This is a genomic window from Spirosoma flavus (assembly GCF_054778555.1).
This window is the reverse complement of sequence record NZ_BAAGZL010000001.1, coordinates 374,573-398,430: the sequence shown is the minus strand read 5'-3', so window position 1 is coordinate 398,430 and position 23,858 is coordinate 374,573. Positions and strand designations below refer to the sequence as shown.

The following is a 23,858-nucleotide window of genomic DNA, read 5'->3' as shown; positions in this document are numbered from 1 at the left end:
AAAGGTAATGCCATAACGGCAGGGGTTCATCGAAAGTTTGCCATTTCAGTGTTCAATGCGTAGTTTCGACTTTAGCTGTTTCCTTCCTACAACTTGATTGACTATGCTTCCTTACATTTTCTACGTATTACTTGTCCTTAATGCGAACGTAGCACCGTTGCCCGGAAACGAAGATCCTGTTCTGGCGAAAGCCCGCAAAATTCATCAGCGCGTATTAACCCTTGATACCCACGCCGATGCACCGATTATGATGCAGAAAGCGGGTTTCGATGTGGGCACTGTGCATGATACCAAACGAGATGGCTCGCAGATTGATTTTCCGCGTATGAAGCAGGGTGGCATGGACGCCATGTTTTTCGCCGTCTATACGTCGCAGGGGCCACGTACCGATTCGGGGCACGCTGATGCGAAACGTAACGCGATGAATCAGTTTTCGCTCATTCATCAGGCATTGAAAAAACACGCTGATAAAGCCGAACTCGCTACGTCGCCAGCCGATGCGTACCGAATTCAAAAGCTAGGTAAACGGGCCGTGTTTGTCGGTATGGAAAACGGCTATCCCATAGGTAATGATTTGTCGCTCCTGAAAACGTATTATGATCTCGGTTGCCGATACATTACGTTAACGCACTTCGCCAACAACCTCATCGGCGATTCGTCTACTGATCCCGACGGCCCTATGTATGGCGGTTTGAGTGATTTCGGTAAGAAAGTAGTACCCGAAATGAATCGGCTGGGAATCCTAATCGACGTATCGCACGTAGCAGACAGTACGTTCTACGACGCACTGGCCCTGTCGAAAGCGCCGGTAATTGCGTCACACTCCAACTGCCGGGCACTCTGCGATTTCCCACGTAACATGACCGACGACATGATCAAGGCCATTGCTGCGAAAGGCGGGGTGGTTCAGGTGAATTTTGTGAGCGATTACCTCAAAAAACCATCAGATGCCCACCGGGCGGCTAAAACCAAAATCCGTATGTCGCGTGTTGGGAAAGTACCGTCAGCCGACATGGAAGCCCGTATTGCCGCTATGAGCGACTCTGTATCAAAAGCTTATGCATCAGAACGGGCTAGTTTATCCGACATTGCCGATCACATTGACCATATTGTCAAAATTGCGGGCATCGACCATGTAGGCATTGGCTCTGATTTTGACGGTGGTGGTGGCGTAAATGGTCTGGAAGACGTCAGCGAAATCGAAAACCTGACCGTTGAGCTGGTACGTCGGAAATACTCGGAAGCCGACATCGCCAAAATCTGGGGCGGCAATCTGCTACGTGTGCTGGGGCAGGCGAAAGTTTCAAACTAACGTACCATGAGCGCGAACGGAGTTGTCTGCTTATGTGGTGTAAATAGCCTTGGCTTCGCGATTTTTCACGCCTTTTTCTGGAAGATTTTCGATTGGAAAAATGATTTAAAAACAAGCAGCGTACCAACCCGGGCCATTATACAGATTTCCAATGTGCGTTTAATTCACATTTTTCTGCTCAGCGCTGTACTCTGTTTCTGGTTGCCTGACGAATTGCTAGCCGCGCCACTTATCTAACCCCAATCTCTATGTCTCCACATGTCGTTTTTCAATTGGCTAGTACGTTGGTATTACCTCAATGGCTGCTCATGGCGTTTGCGCCCCGCTGGTTCGTGACAAAATGGTTGATGCGGTCTTACCTGATTCCGGTTATTATTGGTGTAATTTATATCATCTACTTGTTTGGCGGTGGCCCCATCGATTTTAGTTCTTTCGGGTCATTGGCGGGTGTCAAAAACTTATTTTCCACAGGCAGCGATGGCGTCGTGTTAGCCGCTTGGGTACACTATCTGGCTTTTGACCTAGTGGCTGGTTCAGTCATTGTCAGAGATGCCGAAGAGAAAGGAATTTCGCACTGGTTCACGATAATTCCGTTGTTTTTCTGCTTTATGCTTGGCCCGGTTGGCCTGTTACTATACTGGTTGATTCGCACGCTACTTACCCAATCCTTATCTGCCTGAAATGCCGCCAAACGTTTATGGATTCATTTTTAACTACACTTAAAAGCCGCAATTCGGTTCTATACTGGTTCGGTCTATTCTGCCTGATCGGGGGCGTTATTTGTGCCCTATTGGCCCTGATAACTAATGTTCAGGTAATGAACATCAATGCGTTCATCAAGCCGGGCAAATTTTTTCTGTCTACTACGGTATTTTGCTGGACAATGGCCTGGTACGTTGTGCTGCTGCGGCAACAGCGCCAGGTAAAAATTTATAGCTGGGTCGTTGTCGTTACGTTGACTATCGAGTTGATTATCATTGTCGGGCAGGCTACGTTGGGCAAATTATCGCATTTCAATATCAGTTCGCCAGTTGACGCTATACTCTTCAGTTTGATGGGTATGCTCATCACGTTGTTTACGGTCTGGACGGCTTACATTGGCTCTTTGTTTTTTACCCATAAGCCAGCCGAAGGCGATATTCCCTACGTATGGGGTATCCGAATGGGCATTCTGCTCTTCGTTATTTTCGCTTTCGAAGGATTTATGATGGCGGCTCAATTGCGCCATACGGTTGGCGCGCCCGACGGTGGTCCTGGATTGCCCGTCGTAAACTGGAGCACACGCTACGGCGATCTGCGGGTGGCCCACTTTTTCGGAATGCACGCGCTGCAACTGCTGCCGTTATTTGGCTACTACGTTGCCCGGCGTTGGGGTCAGGTTGTTTTGCTGGCAGCTTTCTATTTGCTGTTCGTTACGTTCCTGATGATGCAGGCACTTTCCGGTACGCCACTACTGGCCGGTTTGGTCAATTAGTTTTTATTCTCTCCCGGATGATACGCTTTCGCTACGTGCTGCTTGATGTCTTCAGGATAGAACCAGACGTCTTTAAATTTACCTGCGCAATATAAGGGGGCCTGATCGGTAAAGTGCGGATCGCCGGGGCGGCTGTCCTGACCACCCGTAACTACAGAGCGGGCTTTTACCTTTTTACCGAATTCTACTACAGCCACGAAGCTGTTGCCGACGTAGCCGTATCGTTTTTTGGTGTTCGGCGCTGTGCGCGCACCGAATGCGGCCAGTGAACCCCAGGTCGAAGGCGTAAAACCAACCGGAATGCTGGGTTTCTGGTCGTCGTAAGTTTCCTGAATGTTGCCGGTCAGTCGTTGGTAGCGGTTTATATCACCCCATGGTGTTTTCCACGTACCGAAATCGCGTGTTAGTTCGGCCAATGTTTCAGTCAAAGTCGTTACTTTTTCCTGAGGAGTTGTTTTCTCGATCACGAACGTAGTGAAACGCTGAAAGTCTAATCGCTGATCCGCCGGAACACGGCCACGAGCCATTTTCTGTATCTTTTCACCCCAATAAATGGCCAACGTAGTACCGATGGACGTAGTACCGTAGCATTTGTTCCAGTTTTTCAGGGTTTGAATGGCCTCTGCTACGTCTTTACCAGCCGCTTCTGATTCGCCAGCTACGCGCTGATAAGCTGATATCAACGCAGGAATCAACTCATCAAAACCGGCCAGATGCGGGTCGTTAGCGGCCGCAATTAACGTATCGAGCGTAAAATTGCTTTTCTGGCTCAACACGCGCACGGCATTGATACCCCGGTAGTTTTCGGCGTCGGGCGCCATGTAATCCGGATACTTATTTTGGGCCGGGCTGCTGCTACCCGATACCGTAAACGGTGTCGAATTACAGTTCTGAATCCAGCCCGAAGCCGGATTACGTATCTGCACTATCTCTTCGACTTTATGCAGCCCTTTCCAGGAAGTTTTCGGGTTGCTGCCGTCTACTGGCAGGCTCCAGTCAAACCCTGGGTCGCGTTTGGGCATAAAATTACCGTGCCAGTAAGCAATATTTCCATCGCGGTCGGCGAAAACGGTGTTGTTTGAGGCATTACCGTTCAGTTTCATCACTTCTTTGTAACTCTCGTAGCCTTTCGCTTTTGTACGCAGGTACGACTGTTCGAGCGCATTCAGGGGTGTGTTCATCATGGCAACCGAAATCCATTTGCCATCTTTCTCCCCTACTACCGGACCATGCTCGGTCCAGTACATCGTGAAATTTTTATACCGTTTGCCCGAATCTGATTTGTACGGCAACCGTATTTTCTGCGTCCGAATGGGTTTATCTGCCGTGCCATAGCGATAGAAATAGGCATCACCTTTTTTCTCGACAGTTTCCAGATATTCGTCCATTGAGTCGGCCCCGCTGGACGTGTGCATCCAGCCGCAGTATTCATTAAAGCCCTGGTAAATAAAGAATTGCCCCCACGTAACGGCTCCATACGCATTCAATCCTTCCTGACTGGTTAGATGAACTTCAGAGCGGAAATAGAACGATGTATGTGGGTTAATGAGCAGCATCGCGTTTTTCGTTGCGCTTTTCGATGGCGCAATCGCGAAACCATTCGAGCCTACAGGATCGTTTTCGTATTTGTCAAAATCATTGATGGACGACGTGAATTTGTTGTGTTCGTAAAACGCTTTCAGCCGCTCGGTCGATACCACACTAATGTTACCACCAATGCTACCTTCACTAAACATCAACGGCATCCACGGCTGAAAACGAGTCAGTAAACGGGGCTTTACGTTAGGATGCGTATATAGGTAATAGTTCGTACCGTCCGCGAATGCGTTGAGCAATTTTTTCATCCAGTCCGGGCTTTTTTTATAGATCGCGATGGCTTGAGTCGAATCCAGAAAAAGCCGCGCCCGCAAGTCGTGATACAACGCTGACTCACCTTCCACTTCCGCCAACCGACCAATCGCGTCGATATAATTCATTTCGACACGGGCAAAATCATCTTCGCACTGAGTGTATAAAACGCCAAAAATCACGTCGGCGTCGGTTTTGCCAGAGATGTGCGGAATGCCCCAGGTGTCGCGCGTAATGGTGATTTGTCTGGCTTGCTGCTGCCAACGCGCTACGTCGGTTTTGCTGAATGGTTGCCCCTGAGCAATAGCCGCAACCAGAACAGTTAAAATGATAGGAAACAGGTGAGTTAGTAGAGCGTTACGTCGGTACATTGAAGATGAGTGTATGAATTGTAATAAAGGAGGAGAACTTTCTGCCAATTCGTGAAAATAAGCAGGAATATGTGAAAAACACACAGTACGGGCCAAGCTCCAGCTTAGCCATGTAGTAATTCAGCTATACCAATCCAGGACCAAACTTATGCTCAGCCCGTACAAAAGCAAAACATCCCGAGAACGTAGCGTTTTCGGGATGTTGAATTTAGTAGTACTGAATACGTCGCATTACGTTTAAACTGCTACGTTCAGGCTTTTCAAGTAGGTCTCCAGACTGACAGGTTGGCGATTCAGGAGTTTTTCCAGCGTCGAATCTGGTACGTTAAAATCACCTTTTTTAATGCCTTTCGCCATACCGCCATACACGCTGGCTACAGGCGCAGGCAGGTGTTTAGCCAGTTCGGCTTCGTAAGCGCTAGCTGGAATATCGACGTATTCAACCGATTTATCTGACTCGCTCACGGCTGCGGCAATATCACCAAACGTCCAGGCTGTCGATGAACCGATTTCGTAAACCTTATTTTCGTGGCCTTCGCTCGTAAGCGCGTTGGCTAACCCCTCAGCGATGTCGGCACGTAGCACAAAACTCACTTTGCCATCGCCAGCCGGATAATACAGTTTGCCCGACTGTGGGGCGTCGCCAATAACGAGCGGGAGAATGTCCAGATACAGGTTGTTACGGAAAAAGGTGTAAATCAGTCCTGATTCTTTAATCGCGTTTTCGGTCCGGAAATGGTCGATGGCGGGTGTGAACAAAGCATCCAGCGATGGATTTGGTGCGCTTGTGTAAAAAATATGCGTAACACCCGCTTCTTTAGCGGCATTGATTACGTTCGTGTGCTGCTGAACGCGTTCCTCACCCAGTACGTCACTCGAAATCAGCACTAGTTTATCGACACCTGCCAGAGCAGCGACTAATGCGGCAGAATCAGTATAATCGGCCTGACGAACATGGATGCCTTTGGCGGCTAAATCAGTAACTTTTTCAGGATTTCTAACAATGGCAACGAGTGAATCAGGGTTCGTTTTCGTGGCTAAAAATTCGAGCGTGGCTTTTCCTAAGTGGCCCGATGCTCCGGTTATTGCAATCATGATAATGACAGTTTATATTTGTGCTTTAGTTACTTTTGGTAACTCAAAATTATTTAGTAACTAAGGTTTACACAAGAAGGCATTTTTTAGTGCGTCAGGAACATGAACAGAACTATTGCTGATAATCAGGAAGATATTATTCAGGAAAAATTGAAAAAAGTTTTGGGTGATGCCGATGGTCCCGCCGATAACTGCCCAACCCGAACCATTCTGGATCGATTTAGTGATAAATGGTCTATCCTGTCCATTTTTCATTTGGGGGCTGGGGGTGTACTACGTTTCAACGAATTGAAGAAACGTATCAACGGTGTTTCGCAACGTATGCTCACCGTTACACTACGTTCGCTGGAACGCGACGGCCTGATTATCCGACGGGTATATCCCGAAATTCCGCCGAGAGTGGAATATGAATTGACGGATTTAGGCCATAGCTTATTGGTGCAGGTCATCAATTTGGGCGAATGGGCCAACGATCATAGTGAACAGATTAGAATGTCGCGTGCACGCTACGACGCGCGTGAACCAAAAGCCGTTGAAGCGGTGCTGATGGATTAGCCTCTTTCAAAAGTATTCTTTTCGCTACGTTAGCCACTCTATTTTAGGCCACTGTTTTTCCGGACAGTGGCCTATTTTTTCGTCCCAGGCAACCCTTTTCTGAAAACCGGCATTTCTGTCATTGAACGTAACAGAATTTATGTCGCAACAACTTGTCGAACAGTGCCAACGCGGGAATGCTTTTGCCCAGAAACGGCTGTTCGATCAGTACGCGAATCGGTTGTTTCGCGTAAGTCTACGCTACGTTCGAAATGAGCCGGAAGCGGAAGAAGTGCTGATGAATGCGTTTCTAAAAGCGTTTCGGGGAATAGAGGCCTTTACGTATCGGGATGATAATGGTCTTGAAGCCTGGCTTCGGCGGATTGTGGTCAATGAAGCCTTGCAGCACCTGCGCGCGAACCGACACCTGCCGCTTTTTCAGACCGACGACGAGGCAGAAGCTCAACCCGACGTAGTGCCCCTACCCGACGCCGGACTGGATGCCGAACGTATTTACGCACTGATCCGCGAGTTGCCGCCCGGTTATCGAACTGTGTTTAACTTATATGCTATCGAAGGATATACGCATCGTGAAATAGCGGAACAGCTACGTATCTCCGAAAACACATCAAAATCGCAACTGAGCAAAGCGAGGACCTTACTACAAACCTGGTTAGTCCAAAATGGCTATGAAACCGAAAACCGACGAAACGCCTGACGAATGGATTCGGCAAACGCTGAGTCAGCTTCCCGATACGCCACCGCCCGGTTCATCGTTCGATTCGGAGCGCTTGTGGACGCAGCTACGTCCTGAACTTCAGCAAACGCCGGTACGTCGCCGGATTGGTTGGGTGTGGTGGACAGCCGCGGCTTGTCTGCTCGGGCTCGTCTGGAGCTGGTTTGCGTGGAATCAGCCTGTTAGCAATCAGAAACAGGTTGCTACGTATCAACGTATTCGTCAAGCTAACATGCCCTTTGTTAGCTTACCAAAAGATAAAGTGATAGCTAAAACCACTACGGCTGCGCCTGTTACAACGATAAAGAGCCAGCTTAAAACAATACGTTATCATACTGGAAATCAGAAACATAATTCAACAGAGAGAAACGTAGCGCCTATGGCGGAACCCGTTGAAACAGTTGCTACGTTGCCAGCGCCCGCAACCTTTGTGAACGTAGCGCCAGTTGCTGAAAAGTCGCCGGAACAACGTAAAACCAACATAGCCAGCGGTACGTCGAAACGGCGGTTCCGGGTGGTGCACGAGAATGAATTACGAGCCGAGGAAGAAGCTGCTCCCCAACTTTATCATATCGATAATTTCGTACGACTGGGGGCTGGTCAGCGTGAGAGCAACGTATCAGACAGTCGCCAGCCCACTCTAATTATGCCTTTAACGACTAAATCAAACCAATAACCATGCGTTTATTTTGCTTATCTACCGTGCTCCTGCTGAGCATGGCCGGAATCGCCTTGTCTCAATCGACCGGAAATCACTTAACCGAATCTGGCGCCCGAAAGAAATTTATTGGCATAAGTCACGTCGAAATTGATTTGGGTCAACGTAACACGCTGATCATTGGCTACGATCAATACGATCAGCTACGTGCGCATCAGAACATCGACTCTGTGCTACGTCTATTCGTGGCCGATTATCGGAAAATTGAAGATACGGTCCAAAGTCCGACGCGGGCAGTTCACGCGCTGTTAAAACTGAGTATAGAAAATCGGGGCCTGGCGCTACGCTATACGCCCCAGCCCGCTACGTCTTTCCAGTTTCGGGATGGAGAGAGCCCAATTGAGGTGAAGACGCAGCAGGATACACTACAGATTGCGTGGGTTTCGGCAACATCGAAAGCTCTTCCGACTGATTTTGCGGTGTATCTTATGGTGAATAGCCTACAAGATATCGACCGGCTACTTCGCGCGGGGGGCGTTAACTCAAAAGTTGAGCAGGCACTCGAATCAATACGTCAGTACAAACACCATAACCTAACGAGCCCCAGATATGCCGTTACGTTGCTGCAAAGTCTTGATAATAAGCCTACATTTCGAAATCCCGGCCTGATCGGCGAACCGTTTCTTAGCTTTCATCCAGGCATTGGCGTCGGGCTAATCCGTAACCAATGGGTTCCTTCCTTTAATTTCGATCTGGAAATTGTCCCCAATCGTTTTCAGCAAGTTGGCTATTTTGTGGGATATGCTTCCAATTTCTTTTTCCAGCCATCGGCCGACAATACGTTTCAGACGTTCCGAAACGACTTTGTTCATGCGGGCGCATCGTTTTACCGAAAGGATAAAGGCAGTCGAACCGCTAATTTCAACCGACATATAGCTTCGTTCTACGTTGGTATTCCGGTGTATCGTTCAGGTAACTATTTCCAGTCTAATACCATAAAATTAGGGTCTACCGTTTACCAGAACTGGTTGTTTAAGATTCAGACGGAAGTATATATGAATGGATTTTTCAAACAAGTCAATCCAAGTCTACGATTGGTTGTTGGTTTTTGAACAGACAGAAATTTGAAAACCGTTTTAACCGTTTATATAAGAGTTTAAACAGGTTCAACACGCTCATCTTCTACTAATACATCTCTAGGAAAAGATATTTATGATATAAAATTGTGATATATAATATAATTGAATCATAGTAATCTTTATCTTTGAGGCAACAGTAAAGCAGTTTACTTAACTGCTCAATCAAACTAGCCTCTAAATGAGTTTGTTATGGTTACTAGGCACAAACATTTGATTCGAGTCGTCTTTGACGTGATCGACGACGCAAAAAAAAATATCAGTCTGGATAAGGATCTTTCGGTGCAAGCTCGTGATCCGGACGAAGCTATTGATTATGTTTTTACGGAAATGCAACGCCAGTTCAATCGCTCGGATATCCGTCTGTCGCGGGTTCGCATTTGTGCGTGAGGTTCAATAGATGGGCACCGGCTGTATGCTTATTCGCCCTACCTGAGTTTGCCTAATTGATCAGACAAGCGCTGGTTGATTAGGTAAATTCACAAACGAATGGGCAAATAAACACTGAAACGGGCTCCCTCACCTTCCCGGCTGTGTGCAACAATAGCCCCGTTGTGATTTTCGACTACTTTTTTAGCAATAGCCAACCCAATGCCCGTACCGGTGAACGTACCGCTACGTCCATGTAATCGTTGAAAAGCCCCGAAAATGGTTTCGCCATGACGACCCGAATCGAAGCCGATACCGTTGTCTGTAACCGTCAGAACGTAGTACTGCTTCACCGGATCGGGTAGGGCTGCCAATGAACTTTCAGGCGGATGTATGTCGTTGACGATGGACAATAAGCCCGGCGGAATGTCACGCGCCCGAACCCGACCGGCTTCAATCTGAATAGACGAAGACAGATCCGGCCGTCGGAATTTGAGAGCATTCGATAACAGATTCTGAAACAGTTGCCGCAGTTGTAGCGCATCGCCCTGCACAGTCGGTAACGTACCGATCGTCAGCGTTGCGTTTGTTTCGGCCACAGTAGTTTCCAGATCAACAAGAATTTCGGCGAGTAAGCTGTTCAGATCGATGGGAGTGAACGTTCGTTTCTGCGTAGTTAATCGCGATAGGGCCAGCAAATCGAGTATCAACCCGCTCATTCGTTCGGCTGCCGACTGCATCCGACGTAGCATATCCTGCCCTTGTTCGGGTATTTGGGCGCTGTATTCACTCAATACCAGATCGCCGAAGGCTTTAATTTTACGAAGAGGCTCCTGCAAATCATGGCTCGCTACGTAGGCGAAGCTCTGTAAACTACTGTTACTTTGCCGAAGTGCCAGATTAGCCGTTTCGAGCTGACTGCGGTAGTTTCGACTTTCGGTGATGTCGATGGACGATGTAAGAACTCCATCACCAAACTTGACCAGCGATACGTAGTAAAACCGTTTTTTACTTTCCCGCTCCATGACAATCGGCTGACCGGTTTGGTAAACGCGTATGTACTCTTCCACTACGCCACTTCCCAATAGAGCAGGATTCACTTCGCAGATGGTTTTGCCATAGAGCTCGTCGGCAGTCATGTTCATTATGGCCAGCGTCGTCTGGTTGGCCAACGTGTATTGGAAGTCAGTAACGGCGCCCTGTTCATCAAAAATCGCTTTGTAACAGGCAATCGATGTTAAGGATGCATTCAGAATACTTTGCAGCAGAGCTGTTTGTTGCTCTGAAATACTTTTAAGGTCGCGCAGATGCTGTTCGGCCTGGCGCTGCGCCGTTACGTCGATAAACGTTGAAACAGTACCCTCGCCCGAACGGGCTACGATGTTATAGAAGACACGTCCATCGGCAATTACAGCATCGAACTGAGCGGGTTCACCGGTTTCGATAACGCGGGCCATTCGGACAATCGTCTGGTCAATTTGCGTCGAAAAACCCATTGTTCGCACTGTCTGGCCAATCGCCTGCCGCCAATCTACCGGGAGCCATTGTTTTGCCCGCTCGTTAAAGTAAGTGTACCGAAAATCAACAATTTGCCCTTGTTCGTCCCGCACGGGCAAATGACTCGAAACAGCCATTTGCATCGACTGACTGATTTGCGTGAGCAATTCAGCCTGATGGCGCATCTGCTCTTCGTTCTCTTTACGTGTGTTGATGTCAATAAAAACGGCGGCTATCTGGTCGGGGCCAATCTGCGACACCGATACGTCGAACCAACCCCCAAACGGCGGAATGTAGTAGTCGTTACGTTGGGTGTGACCCGTTTGGACAGTGGTCAGATAATCATTCAGCAGGGCGCTTCCCCGCAGGGGCGGAAACAGCTCCAGCAACGTAGCGTTCTTAATCTCCTCCCGACTTCGGCCACAGGTTTTTACGGCTCGTTCATTGAGCAGTAACGGTTTAAAATCGACGATTTCCTGGGTATCGTTACGTAACGCCTGGTACGAAACGATACAAACCGGAGCCGACTCGAAAATAGCTCCCAACAGATTATTATCTGGCTGGTTTGCCAATGCGTCGGGATCTTTGATATAGAATTGAGAAAAGGCGTTCATTTAGGAAAAAGTTGACGAAACGGGGGGCAAGTAACAAAATCATTTCGGTAGTTAAGCAAGTTACGAACTCTGTGGCTCAAACGCGTTAAAAAGCCCTTATACTGTTGGCAAAGCTGCTTCCAACCAGCCCCAGAACGTAGCCCATGAACCTGATTATTTATCGGATTTTCGGCAAATGATTTTTCTGTTAACAAACCCATATTAAGACCGTTTATAGCTTTGTAATCAGCCATTTATTACGTATATTTACCTCCCCAATTTTCAACAGCAACTTTACTAATGAGCCAACAATTAGTCTTCATACTACGTCTGGCTTTTCAATACCTATGAAAAAAGGAAGCTCGAATCCAAACCAAATGCAGATTGATTTTCTGGCGGCCTATCGCCGGATGCTCGTTAGCCTTGGCAGCCCTGAGAATCTGCCGGTTAACGAAAGTCTGTTCATGCGTATGACCGACCAGTGGGAGGCTACACGGGCCATTCCAAAGAATTTACTTTTCCAGAAAAGCCCGGTTGAAGCTGTAGTTTTCCGGCTACAGAGAACCGATGATCGCCTTCAGTTTCCCGATGAATTCATTGCCGGTGAAATTCGCGGTGAGCAGGGCCTGACCGGCTTTTCGTCAAAGTTCCGGGAGCAGGGCTGGGTCATTCTACCCGCCGAATTGTCGGCCATGTACAAGAATCTGTTTTTGACGATTCTGGCTGCTTCTGTAGGGCTGGATCATCTGTACCCTAACCGGAAAGAACTCCTGGCCGAAGCCGAACGTGTGGCGCTGGCTGCCATGCTGCCCGAAGCTGAAGTACGGAAGTTTTTTGGCTTACGCCTGACGCGCTTCCCGGATAGTTTCCGTAGCGAAGTTGCCAATTATTTTAACATGCCTTTCGATTACGTGCTGAAACGGGCCAATCACCTCGGCATGGTATCGGAGCAGGTAATTGAAGAAGCCAACGCTCAGGCTATACGTTCGACTATACTACGCCGTCCACAAAGCAGCCGGGCAGCGTAAATCCGTTTCTGATAAAAATCCAGGTTTCATGTGAACTGTGCTGTAAACATGATACCTGGATTTTTTATTTAGGACCAGCAATCAATTTCTTCGGAATAACCTTTGCCAGCGAATCGGTCAGAATTTGCGCTGCGAACTCATTTCCAGCAATATTCCAGTGCGAATCGGACGGTTTGTAGAGTTGTTTTCCTTCCTGAGCTGCCTTCCGCATGGGTTCATACAAATCAATATACGGAATCTGATTTGACCGCAGTTGCTCCGAAAGCAGTCGCGTTGGCGTCATTACGTCGTAGGGTAGTTTACCGGCAAATTCATAATAAGCCTTGATCATATCCTGCTGCAACGTAGCGCTAACTTGCAGTTCATCCGGGATGATGACAATCATGAACTTGGCACCCTGTTGTTTACAATAATCGCGGATTCGAAGCAACGTAGCAACCGTTTGTTCGAAGAAACCATTCTGAGGTCTGGTTGCCGAGCCTGAATCGGGCATGTGATACTTCCAGGCGTCTAATCTGTCTTTTTCGATTCGAAGGTATTCAGCCTGATTGAATGTCCGACAACTATCGCAGTAGGGTTGATGACCGGCAAAATCGTTGACCTTCCAGGTTACTTTGGCTATATAATTCAACGCTGTCAGCATATACGAGTGCCGGAAAAACCATCGCTTTTTGATAACATCGAAGTCATTACCGACAAAAAACGATAGCAGTACCAGATCAGGTTTCAGATCAGCTCCCTCGTTCGTCAGGATACTATAATAATCGGTTGGGTTCGTCTGCGAGATACCCATGTTGAACAAACTAACCGGGCCAACCTGCTGATTTAGTTTAGTTTCCAGTTTAGTCAGATACGTATCACCCTGAGGCACAATGCCGAAGGCAAATGAATCGCCCAGGCCAATAATCCGGTAATCACCTGGCTTAGCCGTGAATTCTTTATCGTTAAAGCCACCGGCATTCAGTTTATAGCCATACAACGTAACATGCGGTTTGCCCCGGTAACGGTTGTAAGAATCGTCATAGAAAATATGCGAATGGGCGAAATAATTGTAGACTCGTAGAACAACCTCTCCCAGCAAAAACGTAGCAACAATTAGAATAATAATAAAAATACAATTGTAAAGCAGCGACTTAAGCATCTCTGTGGATAGTCAATAAATAGGGATTATCAAACAGTCAAACCTGAATTCGGCACAAAGAGAAAAACGGACAAACTGTAAAAATTTACTCGCAAGTATATGCTTTATTAATCATTACTAAAACCGGATTTTCATTCTAATTCGTTACCTGTTTTCGCGACGATCATTAACCTGATGATCGTTCCGAAATTTTAGAAACTTCTCCCATTTTCACTTAACAATACAGCTAATACTCCGCAGCCTTAGTCAAAAATCAAGTTAAGAAGCATCTTATTGATAATAAATAGCTTAAGTCGCTTTTTGACTTATTCCTTGTCACGGTTCTCTTTTATCAAGAATTTCCACGAAAAAGAGTGATTTTTCTGCGATTCAGTTGGAAGTCAGTAAAAGAAAGTTCTGCTTTGCATAACCTATAAAATCAATAGACTATAAATAGTATTAGTCTATCTACAACCGGGAGAATAGGGAGAATTAAAAAATAGACCACAGATGAAGCGATACAAGATGTTTGCAAGACCTCACTGTTGAGGCCTATAGCCAACAAAATCAGTAGAAAATTCGCAACACTTAAAAGAGGGGGCTCACCAAACAGCCCTGAAAAGGAACGCCAACCATTACCACAAATGACACAAATTTTCAAACCAGTATTTTTTATAGGGTTGATTCTCCTGCCCTATTTTTTGTCAGCTCAAAATGCCCCCGTTATTAACTCCACCATATCTGGCAAGGTAGTCGATGCCCGCAGCAAAGAATTGCTGATTGGTGCAACGGTAACCATCAAAGGCATTACCAATGGGTCTGTAACAGACATAAATGGTCAGTTTAATCTGGTTACTGCACAAAAGTTACCTTTTACGGTGGTTGTTTCTTTTGTCGGTTATCAGACGAAAGAAGTGGTTCTGAACGATAATAACGTAGAGATTCCACTTGAAGAAGCCGCCAACCAGCTCGACGACGTAGTAATCACGTCCCGCCGTCGGTCGGAGTCGGCGCAGAACGTACCGATTCCAATTTCGATTGTCAGCGGCAGCCGGGCCGAAGATGCTGGTGCATTTAACGTGAATCGGCTGAAAGAATTGGTGCCAACGGTTCAATTATACGCGTCAAATGCCCGGAATACTACGTTAAACATTCGTGGTTTAGGCTCTACGTTTGGTTTGACAAACGATGGTATTGATCCCGGCGTTGGGTTCTACGTTGACGGCGTTTACTACGCTCGCCCAGCTGCTACAGCACTTGATTTCATTGATATTGAACAAGTTGAAGTGCTACGTGGTCCACAGGGAACGCTGTATGGTAAAAACACGACGGCTGGCGCATTTAACATCACCACCCGCCCCGCTGCCTTTACGCCCGGTGGCAGTTTTGAATTAAGTTACGGCAACTACGGATTCATTCAGGCGAAAGGATCGCTGACAGGGCCTCTGAGCAAAAAACTGGCGGCTCGGGTGTCGTTTACGGGTACGCAACGTAACGGTACGTTCTTCAATGTGCATACTCAACTTCCTATCAACGACATCAACAACATTGGTGTGCGGGGCCAGCTTCTATACACGCCATCCGACAATGTAAAGATTACCCTGATCGGGGATGTTTCTGATCAAAAACCAAATGGATATGGCTATCCGGTTGCCGGGGTTGTTCCGACCAAACGGGCGGCTTACCGTCAGTTCAATGCCATCATCGCCGATTTAAATTACAAACTTCCCTACTCCAGTGCGTTTGAACGTGTCGTTGACCTCGATACGCCTTCTAAAGCGGATAACCAATTAGGGGGCGTTTCCTTAAATGCCGACATAAAAATCGGCAATGGTACGTTGACCTCTACCACAGCATGGCGTTACTGGAAATGGGGACCGTTGAACGACCGCGATTATATTGGCCTGCCGGTTTTCACCATTTCAGCCGGTAACTCGGTACACGATCAATGGTCGCAGGAAATACGTTATTCGGGCAAAATATCGTCCAATGTAAGCGGTGTTGTTGGGCTATTTGGCCTTTGGCAGGATCTTAAATCCGACCCCGTACAAACCGAAGAAGCCGGTTCGGCTCAGTGGCGTTTTGCACAAAGCTCAACTAGTGCCCTTTGGAAAACACCCGGTTTGTTCGACAATTTTGGTATTCGCACCACGAACCGAATTCGCAGTACAGGGTTAGCCGTTTTTGGTCAGGTTGACTGGGCAATATCGGATAAACTCCACGTATTACCGGGTATTCGCTATAACTACGACAAGAAAATCGCCAATTATAAGCGCGAGACGTACGGTGGCCTGCAAACAACCGATGCAGCTTTAATCGCATTAAAAAACGGCGTTTATACCAATCAGGCGTTTGACATCGACGTAGCAGAGGATAACTTCTCGGGCCAGTTTACCCTGCAATACAGAGCCAACGATCGCTTTAATGCATACGGGACTTACTCAATAAGCTATAAACCGGTTGGCGTTAATATCGGCGGCTTGCCAACGGCTAACGGGCAGGTATTGCTCGACCTGGCACGTGTGAAGCCAGAGCACGTGACGCATTATGAATTCGGCATAAAAACCAAACCAACGCCCAACTCTGTTCTGAACGTCGTGTATTTTAACTCCGACATTAAGGATTACCAAACGCAGGTACAAACACCTGAGCCTGGCGTAAACAGGGGGTATCTGGCCAATGCCGAGAAAGTTCGGGTGACAGGCCTTGAAGTGGACGGCAATATTCGCCTGACGAATAACTTTACACTGAATGGATCGGTAGCGTACACGGATGGCAAATACGTATCCTTCAAAAATGCGCCCGTGCCGCTCGAAGAAACCGGTGGCGAACAGGCCTTCAAGGATATTTCGGGAGGAGTACTACCGGGTATCTCAAAATGGGCCGGTTCTGTAGGTGGTGAGGTAACGGCCAAAGGGAATCTAATCGGTTATAAAGGTAATTTCTTTGTAGGGCTGGATGCATTTTCCCGTTCCTCATTTTCGTCGAGCCCCTCGCCTTCTCAGTATTTAAACATCGACGGATATACGTTGGCCAACGCCCGAGTTGGTTTCAGAGCATCGACCGGAATTTCTTTCTTCGTCTGGAGCCGGAACCTGTTCAATACCAACTACTACGAACAATTGCTGGCGGCTCCGGGCAGTGCGGGCCATTATGCCGGCATCGTCGCCGATCCGCGTACCTACGGCGTTACGTTGCGCTACGTGTTCTAAATGAACGTACCCAAATCCTTAACCAATCTAATACACTGACAAATGGTCTAAACCCCCTAAATTTCCTTCAGAGGATTTAGGGGGTTTAGACTATTTGTGACAACCTACGGAACGTAGCACTCTATCTCTCTTGTCAATTCTCCTAAAGCTGTTTGCGTTTGTTTCGAGCAACGTAAACAGCTTTGTTATTTTTTGTGTATTAGTATTTACGTTCCATTCGTATATATAGTTACCGGTAGAATGAGAAATCGACAAAAATCAACTTTTTGATTTTCAACTGGTTATTCTTTATTGTTTTCACATACCCTACCGTTTAATCTATTTTTCTAATCCAACTATGAAGCACTTTCTTCTTTTACCAGCCTTTTTTTTACTGGCTACATCCCTGGCGCAGGCACAGGCTAATCTGGCCGGCATTGTTACCGACGTCAACGAGAAGCCCCTAGCCGGTGTAACCATCCTCGTAAAAGGGACCAGTACCAGCACTACCACAGGCACGGATGGCCGCTTTAAACTACAGGCTCCGGGCGAAGTACCGCTCACAATTACGGCGTCGTTTGTGGGTTATGAGCCAAAAGACGTAGCAGTACTTGGTAATAATTTCCGAAGTATCGTGGTGAAACTCAATGAAGAAATTAGCCTTACTGACGAATTTGTGACCGCACCCAGCCGTGTATCCGAAGCCATTCAGCGGGCATCGGTAACGGTCGAAAAGCTCAACACCGGCAACTTTCAGCAATCGCCCGCGTATAGCCCGTTCGATGCGCTTCAGTACGTAAAAGGTGTCGACGTACTGACTCAGAGTATTACGTTTAAATCCATCAATATGCGTGGTTTCGGGGCGAATAATAACAACCGTTTTCTGCAATTGACAGATGGTATGGACAACCGCTCGCCCAGCCTGGGATTTGGCTTCGGAAACGTAGCGGGCATTCCGGATCTGGACGTAGCAACTATTGAACTGGTTCCAGGCGCTTCGTCAGCCCTGTATGGCCCCGATGCCCTTCAGGGGTTAATGCTCACAACCAGCAAGAATCCATTTACGTATCAGGGCCTGAGTGTGCAGCTTAAAGGGGGCGTCAACAACGTAGCGAAAGCCAGTATATCTCCCCAACCATTTGGCGATGTTGCGATTCGATATGCTCGCCAGTTCGGAACGCGCTTTGCCCTGAAAGTGAATTTCCAGCGATTCATAGGCACCGATTTCATTGCCGACGATTACAGCGACCGTTCGACCCGTGCCCGCGCCAACTTTTTCGCCGTTGATCCTGCCCGTGGTGGGCAGGCTACAGGTATTGGTTATCAACGCAATAACAACCCGAATACGAATCTTCAGTACGACGGTGTGAATGTGTATGGCGATGACATCAATTCGGGGGGCGCCTTCGCGTTTCCAGCAAATTATGCCAATTTACCCCTACAAAATCAACTCGTAACCCGCACCGGCTACACTGAGCTGGACCTATTAGGCAACAATGGCAAGGTGTTTAACAATCGGGCCAACGTAGCACTGCATTACAAGCTTCCAGGCGATATGGAGGCCTCCGTGGGCTGGTATTATGGCAACGGCAATTTCGTCCGTACGAGCAGCTATCGGGAGTATTTTCCGAATTATCAGCGCCATCAGTTCAAGGCCGAACTGCGGGGCGAAAACTTTTTTCTACGGGCCTACACCACGCAGCAACAAGCCGAAGCCTGGAGCATCGGTCAGACGGCTACTGCCATCAACAATAGCTGGAAATCAAACGGGCAATGGGCTACCGAGTTCGGTCTGGCCTATATCGAGAACAAAGTGAGCGTTGGCGAGGCTCGTCTAACCGCCGACCGGAATCGATATCTGCCCGGTACATCGCGTTTCAATACCATGCGCGATGCTTTCACCAATACGTATAACACTGATACGTTAGCGGGATTTCAGGGCGCCCGTGGTACGCGATTCCGCGACAATTCGGCTCTCTGGCATTACGAAGGCATGTTTAATCTGACCGATATTGTGCAGGTAGCCGAAGTAATTGTTGGCGGCAGCGTTCGGCATTACGGCCTCAACACGGGCGGCACGGCCATTACGTTAAAAAGTGACGGTTCGGAATATACCATCAACGAATATGGCGCTTATGCGCAGGCTTCCAAAGCGTTACGTATCAATACTACCATAACTGTAAAACCAACGCTGGCACTACGTTACGACAAGAATCAATTCCTTGCAGGAAGATTTAGCCCACGTGCATCAGCCGTTGTGAGCCTCGGCACGCACCATTTCCGGGGATCGTGGCAACTTGGATTTAGAAATCCGGCGCCCGGTCAATTATTTTCCGTACCAACGGCAGGACGTAGTGGCGAAGTGGGCGGACTAACGGTAGCAACTTCAGCCGCCGACTTGACTCGGCGACCCGCTTATCTGGAAAGCGACGTATTGGGCTTTGCCGCCCGAACTCTGACCGAAGCACAGTTACGTAGCCGCGCATTCCAGCCTGCTACGTTCACCACCGAAAAATTACAGACCTGGGAAGTAGGCTACAAATCACAGATTCATAGCCGGTTATTTGTTGATGCCTTCTATTTTCACAGCAAATACACTGATTTTATTGCTGCTCAAACGTATTACCAGCTCAACAACGGGCAGCTTACAGATTTGGCCGCTAACGCCTACCGGGTTCTACAAATCAACGCGAATAGTAACAATGAGTTGTTTGTCGATGGGTTTGGGGTGAGCGCTGATTATAGCATCGGCCACGGATTTATCCTGAGTGGGAACTACGTTTATCAGGTGGGTACCATCACGCTACGTGATGCACAGGGCAACGTAGTGAACAACAACGTGGGCGAACCAATTCGGAAACGAAAAATGAGCGACCCGGACGTAGTGCAGAAAGGCCGAAATTTCTTCAATACGCCCGAAAACCGGTACAATCTCAGCCTGGCCAACGCCCGAATCACCGACCGGCTGGGTGCTACGTTAGCCTACCGCTGGACGGGGCAGATGTGGTACGAACAAGGCATTACGGCCGGTGATGTGTGGCTACCCGCCTGGAGTAGCGTCGATGCGCAGGTATCTTACAAACTACCGCAGTTTAAATCGGTTGTAAAAGTGGGCGGCACTAATCTGCTCAACAACTACTACGTGCAGGGCTATGGACTGGCCCGCATCGGCGGAATGTATTACGTAAGCGTTACCTTTGATGAATTAATGTAATGAAGTTTTAAAGTTATAGGGTTGTAATGTTATAAAGTTGGCTGACGCATTCAGAACTCTATAACTCTGCAACTTTATAACCTTACGACTCTATAACTTCTTTATGAATCCGTACCTCCCCTATTTTTTCGGGCCACAGGCAGAATACTACGTTCAGGCGAATGACGATATTGAAACGGGCAAAGTGCAGTTTAATGGCGCGGCTTTTCTGGCCGGTGTACTGTGGATGGGTTATCGGAAAATGTACTTGCAGGCTTTCATTACGGCAGTTCTTATTTTTGGTGAGAATTTAGCCGAAGAGCTGATCTTTCCGCCAAAAACCCAGACAAGTAATTCTCCTATCGTTACGATTTTGATTAATCTGGTCGTCGGATTCATCAGTAACCGACTGTATATCAATTTTGCCAAACGTCGGGTAAACCGCATTCTGGCCCAAAATCAGGGCGCTTCAGAAGAACGCCTTATTGATTTAGTAAGTCAGCAAGGCGGAGTAACCTGGTACGGGCCGTTTATCGTACTGGCCATCATTCTGGTAACCGCTTTCGTGTTCACTATGATTGCTGAAAGTCTGGGCGTTAAGCTGGCGTAATGTAGTTCCTGCCGGCTTCGCACGGATGCCAAAGCCAGCAGGATTCTTTACATTCACAACGCAGCAACCTGATTCAAGCCCCACTGCTCTACTATTTTACCGTCATTCAGTCGAAAAATATCGTAGAACGTAGTGATTCGACTTCCTTGTCGGCTCTCGTACTGAATAACAACAAAATCAGCCTCACCGATGATCCGCGCTACGTTCCCAACTTTCAGCGATGCTGCCTGTTGCTGCCAATACGTGGTTAGTCCGTCAAGACCGTTCGCTATATCGGATCGGTGCTGAACGAGGTCTTGGGCCACAAAATTGGGTAATACACTGATGTCTCTTTTCACAAAGACCTGCTGATAGAATGCCCGTATAATGGCCTTATTACCAGCCGTAAGACTACTATCGTCTAAAGGCATCGGTCCATCCATGAGCGCATGACCATGTAGGCTTGTGGCGGGCTGGTCTTGCATAGCGTCCCAATGTTCAACGACTTTGCCATTTTCCAATCGATACAGATCAAGTACGGCTTTCCGATGCCCGCCCCAATCGAAACTCATGTTGGTGATTACGTAATTATCTTCGGCAATCAGGCGCATAAACGGAGCCGATGAAACAGGCGGTTTGGGCATTTGCTTCATCATTGAAAGCGCTTCTAATAACCCTTCTTTTCCCGGCTTAACCGTCGGACTGTGCTGGATATACTCATCGGCAATGATTTCTGCTGCAAACGCAATATCGCCCTGCGCGACAGCCCGCCGATAGAAATCAAGAATTATGGATTTATTTAATGTCTCTTGTTTCATGATAAATACATTGTTGATTACCTGAGCATTACGTTCAGACGCAACGCCAGGGCTGAATAAATAAGATACGCTTCACCACGAACGATGTGGCAGAGAACTCTTTTTGAAATAGGATAAATCGGCTGCTTGGACTAAAGCAGTCGTGGCCGGGAAACGTGCTACGTATGAGCAGCTACGTTTGGCAATCAGGAGTGGTATGTGATGCAAACTTTCAGGACGGTAAAGTTAACAAATTTGGAAAACTGAGGTGAAACGACGTAGCATTTTTACTTTTACAGCCGAACAACCCAATTCATCCCATGAGATACTTTTTCGCTCTTTTTCTTTTCAGCAGCCTTGTATTTATAGGTTGCGGTACGTCGAAAACCACTACGTCGGCGGTTCAAGAAGAGAAAGCTGTTACCAATATTGCTTTTGGTTCGTGCAGTCGTCAGAGTTTGCCGCAACCGCTTTGGGACGACGTAGTGGCCCAGAAACCCGACTTGTGGATTTGGCTCGGCGATAACATTTACGGCGATTCGGAAAGCATGGACACGCTACGTGCCAAATACGCGGTTCAGAAATCGAACCCCATTTACCAGCAACTACGTCAGTCGACGAAGATTATTGGCGTGTGGGATGATCACGATTATGGCGTGAACGATGGCGGCAAAGAATATCCCAAACGAAAAGAAAGCCAGCAAGTTATGCTCGATTTCCTGGACGTACCGGCCGGCAGTCCGCTACGCAAGCAGGAAGGTGCCTATTCGGTCAATACGTATGGTCCGAAAGGGAAACGCGTAAAAGTGATTCTGCTGGATGCGCGTTATTTCCGCGATCCATTGAAGAAAGAAGACAAAAAGAACGTACCAGACCCAACGGGCGACATTCTGGGCGAAACGCAGTGGAAATGGCTGGAGACCCAATTGACCAACTCCGACGCCGATGTGCATATTATCGGCAGTGGCATTCAGGTGCTTCCCGATCAGCATGTTTATGAAAAGTGGGCCAATTTCCCGACTTCCCGCCAGCGGCTTCTGGACATTATCGGCAAAACCAAACCGAAGGGCGCTTTCTTTATCAGTGGCGACCGGCACATGGCTGAAGTATCGAAGGTTAACGTACCAGGACTTGGTTATGAGCTATTCGACATCACCAGCAGCGGCCTTACGCACGTATCGGCCCCGCACGAAGAACCGAATCACTACCGCGTTGGCGACATGGTTTCTAAACTCAACTACGGCCTGATAACCGTCAATTGGGAATCAAGACCCTTAACAGCCACCGTCCGCATAAACGGCGATGACCGCGCTACGTACCTGACGCAGGAAATTAGGTTTTAAGGTAAAAGAAAGGGCCAAGCCGCTACGGCGAACCGTTTCAGCTTGGCCCTTGTAAAAATCTGCTGCTGATTATGCGGCCAAGCCGGAGCCTGGCCCATATATTATTCCTTCGTCAGTAACCCCATTACCTCTTCCGAGATGCCGGTCATCGAAAAACCGCCATCGTGAAAAAGATTTTGCATGGTAACCATGCGCGTCAGGTCAGAGAATAACGTAACGACGTAATCGGCGCACTGATCGGCGGTGGCGTTGCCCAGCGGAGCCATTTTTTCGGCGAATTCGAAGAATTTATCGAAACCACCAATACCGCTTCCCGCTTTCGTAGGCGTTGGCGATTGCGACACCGTATTCACGCGCACGTTCCGGTATTTGCCGTAATGGTAGCCGAAGCTACGCGCCACCGATTCGAGCAGGGCTTTGGCATCGGCCATGTCGTTATAGAATGGAAACGTGCGTTGAGCCGCCATATAAGTGAGCGCTACAACTGAGCCCCATTCGCTGATGGCATCGAGTTTATAAGCCGTCTGCAACATTTTGTGCAGCGACATCGCCGAAATATCGACGCTTTGTTTATACCACTCGTAATTCAGGTCGGAGTAAGCTTTTCCTTTCCGAACGTTGGGGCTCATGCCGATGCTGTGCAAAACAAAGTCAACTTTGCCGCCCAGCACATCCTGCGATTTGGTGAACAAATTTTCGAGATCGTCAACCGACGTAGCATCGGCCGGAATAATTTCGGCACTGCATTGTTCTGCCAGTTGGTTGATGGCGCCCATGCGCATGGCAATGGGTGCATTGGTGAGGGTAAAGGTGGCGCCTTCTTCTTTCGCCTTCAGCGCAACTTTCCAGGCAATCGATTTTTCGTCTAGAGCACCGGAAATGATGCCCCGTTTTCCGTTCAATAATCCGTAGGCCATGTTTTAAAAAGAGTGAAGAGTGAAGAATGACAAGTGAAAAAGAAAATAGCACCGTGG

Annotated in this window: 20 protein-coding genes; 14 read left to right on the top strand and 6 right to left on the bottom strand. The window is 48.0% G+C overall.

The genetic code is table 11. The annotated features are described in order from the left end of the window. The first annotated feature begins 103 nt into the window (after nucleotides 1-103). Genes ACYVF1_RS01630 through ACYVF1_RS01615 form a run of 4 tightly spaced genes read left to right on the top strand, consistent with a single transcriptional unit; the run spans nucleotide 104 to nucleotide 2,786 of the window. Complete coding sequence (locus ACYVF1_RS01630; protein ID WP_461074947.1) at nucleotides 104-1,312, top strand: dipeptidase; 1,209 nt, start codon at nucleotides 104-106, stop codon at nucleotides 1,310-1,312. A gap of 6 nt (nucleotides 1,313-1,318) precedes the next feature. Then, entirely contained in the window at nucleotides 1,319-1,549 is a 231-nt protein-coding gene (locus ACYVF1_RS01625; protein ID WP_461074945.1) for a hypothetical protein, read from the top strand. 11 nt (nucleotides 1,550-1,560) lie between these two features. Then, nucleotides 1,561-1,992, top strand: a complete 432-nt coding sequence (locus tag ACYVF1_RS01620; RefSeq protein WP_461074943.1) for an ABA4-like family protein — start codon at nucleotides 1,561-1,563, stop codon at nucleotides 1,990-1,992. A 17-nt stretch (nucleotides 1,993-2,009) separates the two neighbouring features. Further along, on the top strand, nucleotides 2,010-2,786 hold the full coding sequence (locus tag ACYVF1_RS01615; protein WP_461074941.1) for a hypothetical protein: 777 nt from the start codon (nucleotides 2,010-2,012) through the stop codon (nucleotides 2,784-2,786). On the opposite strand, the gene ACYVF1_RS01610 is transcribed toward ACYVF1_RS01615, so the two are convergent. Further along, nucleotides 2,783-5,005 carry a penicillin acylase family protein gene (locus ACYVF1_RS01610; RefSeq protein ID WP_461074939.1) on the bottom strand — a complete coding sequence of 741 codons (2,223 nt, stop codon included), beginning with the start codon at nucleotides 5,003-5,005 and terminating at the stop codon, nucleotides 2,783-2,785. The genes ACYVF1_RS01615 and ACYVF1_RS01610 overlap by 4 nt on opposite strands. Nucleotides 5,006-5,242: 237 nt before the next feature. Continuing rightward, the gene (locus ACYVF1_RS01605; protein ID WP_461074937.1) at nucleotides 5,243-6,100 is read right to left on the bottom strand and encodes an SDR family oxidoreductase; all 858 of its coding nucleotides are present in this window, start codon (nucleotides 6,098-6,100) and stop codon (nucleotides 5,243-5,245) included. A 102-nt stretch (nucleotides 6,101-6,202) separates the two neighbouring features. Between ACYVF1_RS01605 and ACYVF1_RS01600 the strand changes: the two genes are divergently transcribed. The 5 genes from ACYVF1_RS01600 to ACYVF1_RS01580 all read left to right on the top strand — a co-directional run bounded on the left by ACYVF1_RS01600 (nucleotide 6,203) and on the right by ACYVF1_RS01580 (nucleotide 9,554). Next, on the top strand, nucleotides 6,203-6,655 hold the full coding sequence (locus tag ACYVF1_RS01600) for a winged helix-turn-helix transcriptional regulator (protein WP_461074935.1): 453 nt from the start codon (nucleotides 6,203-6,205) through the stop codon (nucleotides 6,653-6,655). Nucleotides 6,656-6,794: 139 nt separating this feature from the next. Then, nucleotides 6,795-7,352 (top strand): RNA polymerase sigma factor, encoded by a 558-nt coding sequence (locus ACYVF1_RS01595; protein ID WP_461074933.1) that lies wholly within the window; start codon nucleotides 6,795-6,797, stop codon nucleotides 7,350-7,352. Beyond that, a complete protein-coding gene (locus tag ACYVF1_RS01590) occupies nucleotides 7,324-8,046 on the top strand; it encodes a hypothetical protein (RefSeq protein WP_461074931.1) in 723 nt (240 codons plus the stop codon). The genes ACYVF1_RS01595 and ACYVF1_RS01590 overlap by 29 nt, the downstream gene beginning before the upstream one ends. A gap of 2 nt (nucleotides 8,047-8,048) precedes the next feature. Further along, complete coding sequence (locus ACYVF1_RS01585; RefSeq protein WP_461074929.1) at nucleotides 8,049-9,140, top strand: hypothetical protein; 1,092 nt, start codon at nucleotides 8,049-8,051, stop codon at nucleotides 9,138-9,140. Between the two features lie 216 nt (nucleotides 9,141-9,356). Continuing rightward, the gene (locus ACYVF1_RS01580) at nucleotides 9,357-9,554 is read left to right on the top strand and encodes a hypothetical protein (RefSeq protein ID WP_461074927.1); all 198 of its coding nucleotides are present in this window, start codon (nucleotides 9,357-9,359) and stop codon (nucleotides 9,552-9,554) included. A gap of 89 nt (nucleotides 9,555-9,643) precedes the next feature. Here the strand turns inward: ACYVF1_RS01580 and ACYVF1_RS01575 are convergent, their stop codons facing one another. Continuing rightward, the gene (locus ACYVF1_RS01575) at nucleotides 9,644-11,644 is read right to left on the bottom strand and encodes a PAS domain-containing sensor histidine kinase (RefSeq protein ID WP_461074925.1); all 2,001 of its coding nucleotides are present in this window, start codon (nucleotides 11,642-11,644) and stop codon (nucleotides 9,644-9,646) included. Nucleotides 11,645-11,970: 326 nt separating this feature from the next. On the opposite strand from ACYVF1_RS01575, the gene ACYVF1_RS01570 reads away from it, so the two are divergent. Continuing rightward, nucleotides 11,971-12,651, top strand: coding sequence for a hypothetical protein (locus ACYVF1_RS01570; protein WP_461074923.1), 681 nt, complete (start codon nucleotides 11,971-11,973; stop codon nucleotides 12,649-12,651). Between the two features lie 64 nt (nucleotides 12,652-12,715). On the opposite strand, the gene ACYVF1_RS01565 is transcribed toward ACYVF1_RS01570, so the two are convergent. After that, nucleotides 12,716-13,792, bottom strand: coding sequence for an alginate O-acetyltransferase AlgX-related protein (locus tag ACYVF1_RS01565; RefSeq protein ID WP_461074921.1), 1,077 nt, complete (start codon nucleotides 13,790-13,792; stop codon nucleotides 12,716-12,718). A 623-nt stretch (nucleotides 13,793-14,415) separates the two neighbouring features. Here ACYVF1_RS01565 and ACYVF1_RS01560 point away from each other — a divergent pair. The 3 genes from ACYVF1_RS01560 (at nucleotide 14,416) to ACYVF1_RS01550 (ending at nucleotide 20,765) form a co-directional block, all read left to right on the top strand. Next, entirely contained in the window at nucleotides 14,416-16,983 is a 2,568-nt protein-coding gene (locus tag ACYVF1_RS01560) for a TonB-dependent receptor (protein ID WP_461074919.1), read from the top strand. 337 nt (nucleotides 16,984-17,320) lie between these two features. Beyond that, nucleotides 17,321-20,176, top strand: coding sequence for a TonB-dependent receptor domain-containing protein (locus ACYVF1_RS01555; protein WP_461074917.1), 2,856 nt, complete (start codon nucleotides 17,321-17,323; stop codon nucleotides 20,174-20,176). A gap of 103 nt (nucleotides 20,177-20,279) precedes the next feature. Then, complete coding sequence (locus ACYVF1_RS01550; RefSeq protein WP_461074915.1) at nucleotides 20,280-20,765, top strand: DUF2628 domain-containing protein; 486 nt, start codon at nucleotides 20,280-20,282, stop codon at nucleotides 20,763-20,765. Between the two features lie 53 nt (nucleotides 20,766-20,818). Here ACYVF1_RS01550 and ACYVF1_RS01545 read toward each other — a convergent pair whose 3' ends face one another. Next, complete coding sequence (locus ACYVF1_RS01545) at nucleotides 20,819-21,562, bottom strand: nuclear transport factor 2 family protein (RefSeq protein WP_461074913.1); 744 nt, start codon at nucleotides 21,560-21,562, stop codon at nucleotides 20,819-20,821. 299 nt (nucleotides 21,563-21,861) lie between these two features. Between ACYVF1_RS01545 and ACYVF1_RS01540 the strand changes: the two genes are divergently transcribed. Further along, the gene (locus tag ACYVF1_RS01540) at nucleotides 21,862-22,884 is read left to right on the top strand and encodes an alkaline phosphatase D family protein (protein WP_461074911.1); all 1,023 of its coding nucleotides are present in this window, start codon (nucleotides 21,862-21,864) and stop codon (nucleotides 22,882-22,884) included. Nucleotides 22,885-22,985: 101 nt separating this feature from the next. Here ACYVF1_RS01540 and ACYVF1_RS01535 read toward each other — a convergent pair whose 3' ends face one another. Then, on the bottom strand, nucleotides 22,986-23,801 hold the full coding sequence (locus ACYVF1_RS01535; protein ID WP_461074909.1) for an enoyl-ACP reductase FabI: 816 nt from the start codon (nucleotides 23,799-23,801) through the stop codon (nucleotides 22,986-22,988). Between the last annotated feature and the right edge of the window lie 57 nt (nucleotides 23,802-23,858).

What these genes read in the sequence shown, in the direction of transcription:
- ACYVF1_RS01610 (WP_461074939.1), bottom strand. Translation starts at nt 5,005, where the DNA reads ATGTACCGACGTAACGCTCTACTAACTCACCTGTTTCCTATCATTTTA.
- ACYVF1_RS01590 (WP_461074931.1), top strand. Translation starts at nt 7,324, where the DNA reads ATGAAACCGAAAACCGACGAAACGCCTGACGAATGGATTCGGCAAACG.
- ACYVF1_RS01580 (WP_461074927.1), top strand. Translation starts at nt 9,357, where the DNA reads ATGGTTACTAGGCACAAACATTTGATTCGAGTCGTCTTTGACGTGATC.
- ACYVF1_RS01555 (WP_461074917.1), top strand. Translation starts at nt 17,321, where the DNA reads ATGAAGCACTTTCTTCTTTTACCAGCCTTTTTTTTACTGGCTACATCC.
- ACYVF1_RS01560 (WP_461074919.1), top strand. Translation starts at nt 14,416, where the DNA reads ATGACACAAATTTTCAAACCAGTATTTTTTATAGGGTTGATTCTCCTG.
- ACYVF1_RS01585 (WP_461074929.1), top strand. Translation starts at nt 8,049, where the DNA reads ATGCGTTTATTTTGCTTATCTACCGTGCTCCTGCTGAGCATGGCCGGA.
- ACYVF1_RS01625 (WP_461074945.1), top strand. Translation starts at nt 1,319, where the DNA reads ATGAGCGCGAACGGAGTTGTCTGCTTATGTGGTGTAAATAGCCTTGGC.
- ACYVF1_RS01575 (WP_461074925.1), bottom strand. Translation starts at nt 11,644, where the DNA reads ATGAACGCCTTTTCTCAATTCTATATCAAAGATCCCGACGCATTGGCA.
- ACYVF1_RS01550 (WP_461074915.1), top strand. Translation starts at nt 20,280, where the DNA reads ATGAATCCGTACCTCCCCTATTTTTTCGGGCCACAGGCAGAATACTAC.
- ACYVF1_RS01540 (WP_461074911.1), top strand. Translation starts at nt 21,862, where the DNA reads ATGAGATACTTTTTCGCTCTTTTTCTTTTCAGCAGCCTTGTATTTATA.
- ACYVF1_RS01535 (WP_461074909.1), bottom strand. Translation starts at nt 23,801, where the DNA reads ATGGCCTACGGATTATTGAACGGAAAACGGGGCATCATTTCCGGTGCT.
- ACYVF1_RS01630 (WP_461074947.1), top strand. Translation starts at nt 104, where the DNA reads ATGCTTCCTTACATTTTCTACGTATTACTTGTCCTTAATGCGAACGTA.
- ACYVF1_RS01565 (WP_461074921.1), bottom strand. Translation starts at nt 13,792, where the DNA reads ATGCTTAAGTCGCTGCTTTACAATTGTATTTTTATTATTATTCTAATT.
- ACYVF1_RS01595 (WP_461074933.1), top strand. Translation starts at nt 6,795, where the DNA reads ATGTCGCAACAACTTGTCGAACAGTGCCAACGCGGGAATGCTTTTGCC.
- ACYVF1_RS01615 (WP_461074941.1), top strand. Translation starts at nt 2,010, where the DNA reads ATGGATTCATTTTTAACTACACTTAAAAGCCGCAATTCGGTTCTATAC.
- ACYVF1_RS01605 (WP_461074937.1), bottom strand. Translation starts at nt 6,100, where the DNA reads ATGATTGCAATAACCGGAGCATCGGGCCACTTAGGAAAAGCCACGCTC.
- ACYVF1_RS01600 (WP_461074935.1), top strand. Translation starts at nt 6,203, where the DNA reads ATGAACAGAACTATTGCTGATAATCAGGAAGATATTATTCAGGAAAAA.
- ACYVF1_RS01545 (WP_461074913.1), bottom strand. Translation starts at nt 21,562, where the DNA reads ATGAAACAAGAGACATTAAATAAATCCATAATTCTTGATTTCTATCGG.
- ACYVF1_RS01620 (WP_461074943.1), top strand. Translation starts at nt 1,561, where the DNA reads ATGTCTCCACATGTCGTTTTTCAATTGGCTAGTACGTTGGTATTACCT.
- ACYVF1_RS01570 (WP_461074923.1), top strand. Translation starts at nt 11,971, where the DNA reads ATGAAAAAAGGAAGCTCGAATCCAAACCAAATGCAGATTGATTTTCTG.